General features: G+C 35.5%; 1 protein-coding gene. It reads left to right on the top strand.

Annotation, left to right across the window (positions count from 1 at the left end):
- Positions 1 to 578 precede the first annotated feature (578 nt).
- The gene (locus U0839_RS08700) at positions 579 to 2,030 is read left to right on the top strand and encodes a DASS family sodium-coupled anion symporter (protein ID WP_155564859.1); all 1,452 of its coding nucleotides are present in this window, start codon (positions 579 to 581) and stop codon (positions 2,028 to 2,030) included.
- The last annotated feature ends 124 nt before the right edge of the window (positions 2,031 to 2,154 follow it).

The following is a 2,154-nucleotide window of genomic DNA, read 5'->3' on the forward strand; positions in this document are numbered from 1 at the left end:
CAAAAAAACAGAATCCCAATCACAATAAATAAGGTATCCCGTCCATAATCAGCAGAACAGGATACCTTACCAAATATCGGATTCACCCCTGAAAAGAAGTGTCACAAAGCTAAGTTAAATAAAAAATATTAAAATTTAATAAGAAAGAAAAAATTAAGAAAGGTATCAATAGCGATTCACAACTTAAAGACAAGAAACATCCCACCTTCTCGATGCAAACCTTATATGGTGGCAACCAGCACAATTTCAATAACTTAACCAAAATTAATCATTCGCTATATCAACCTCATCAACAGTAAAATAAAAAATGTTTCCAATAGCATCTGGTTTTATCTAAATTAGACTTGATATTTTTGTAAGTCATTTACTTAAACGAAGTAAAAGGTATACCTCCCCCTTTAATCAAGAACATTTTTTTGATGTTTAAAAATATCGTAACTATCTAAAAATAAGAAATAATTTTATAAAATTTATAACTAAAAGTTTACTAAAATTTCTTTTTAATAACCAAAAATTCATTACGAAATTTATTTTATTTCCAGCATATTATACATTTAAAAATAAATAAGGATCACGGTATGAGTAAGGCCCTTCGCTGTTTATGTCCTATTCTTGCAACATTAATCATCCTGATCATTCCAGTCCCTCATGGGCTTGAACCTCATGCATGGAGATTTTTTGCCATTTTTTTGGGATGTATTGTCGGGCTTATTTTAGAACCCCTACCTGGTGGCGCCATTGGATTAATCGGTATTTCCGTTGCTGCCCTATTTGGACCATATGTTCTATTTAGTTCCGAAGAATTGGTCCAGCCTGGATTTAAACCAACCGTCAATGCATTTGAATGGGCTGTTTCAGGATTTTCCAACCCAACCGTATGGCTGATTTTCGGAGCATTTACCTTTGCACTCGCCTACGACAAAACAGGACTAGGAAAACGCATCGCCTTATTACTCGTTCGATCACTTGGTAAAAATACTTTGGCTCTAGGATATGCAATTACTTTTACAGATACAATCCTTGCCCCCTTTACCATATCAAGTACCGCACGTAGTGCTGGCATTATTTATCCTGTTCTTAGTCACCTACCTCCTTTATATAATTCCCGCCCTTTTGATTCATCACGAAAAAAAATTGGTACATATTTAATGTGGACAGGAATTGTTTCAACTTCCATTACCAGTTCATTTTTTATGACCGCACTGGCACCTAATCTTTTGTCAATCAGCATGGTCAATAAAATCATCGGCATTAATATTACATGGATGGAATGGTTCATGGTAACCTTACCAGCCTGCTTTGTCTTGATTACCATTTCTCCCTTATTGAGTTATCATCTTTGTAAGCCGGAAATTAAATCCGGCACTGCCATTCCAACCTGGGCCAATAAAGAATTACAACTGTTAGGATCCTTAACCGCAAAAGAAATGTTACTGATTTTTTTTGTAACTTGCGCACTGCTTTTATGGATTTTAGGTGGGAAATTTATTACACCTCCACTGGTAGGCATTGTTGTGGTTTCAGCAATGTTAATTAGCCAATTATTAACATGGAATGATATCGTGGAAAATAAAGCTGCATGGAATATTTTCACCTGGTTGGCAACCTTGATCGCCTTTGCTTCCGGATTAAACAAATCAGGCTTTATTAATTGGTTTGGTCAATTAATTAGCGTTTATATCATTCATTTTTCACCTCTCGCAGCAATGATTCTACTTTTATGCATTTACTATAGCCTACACTATTTCTTTGCAAGTAATACCGCCCATGCGGCTGCATTATTACCCATCTTCCTCGGGGCCGCCAGTCACATTCCTGGAATTAATATTCATCATTATGTTTTGTTGATCCTTCCCCTTTTAGGATTTATGGGAATTGTCACTCCCTATGCCGCTGAACCAAGTGCTGTCTATTATGGAAGTGGGTTTATCCCTAATTCGGTTTGGTGGAGACTAGGTTTTATCTTCGGTCTTCTTTTCCTTGTCACCTGGTTGTTTATTTCCATTCCATGGGTTTTAATGATATCATAGAATAATAATCAAAACCTTATCAGATGTAGGAAACTCAGGTTTTTGCGATTGCAAGTATTAAATTAAATATTTTTTGAGATGTAACTATCATTAAATTTGTGATATATGTTTTTCCAAATAGCGG

Source organism: Commensalibacter sp. A3DC, assembly GCF_047307945.1.
Classification (GTDB): Bacteria; Pseudomonadota; Alphaproteobacteria; order Acetobacterales; family Acetobacteraceae; genus Commensalibacter; species Commensalibacter melissae.

What these genes read in the sequence shown, in the direction of transcription:
- U0839_RS08700 (WP_155564859.1), top strand. Translation starts at nt 579, where the DNA reads ATGAGTAAGGCCCTTCGCTGTTTATGTCCTATTCTTGCAACATTAATC.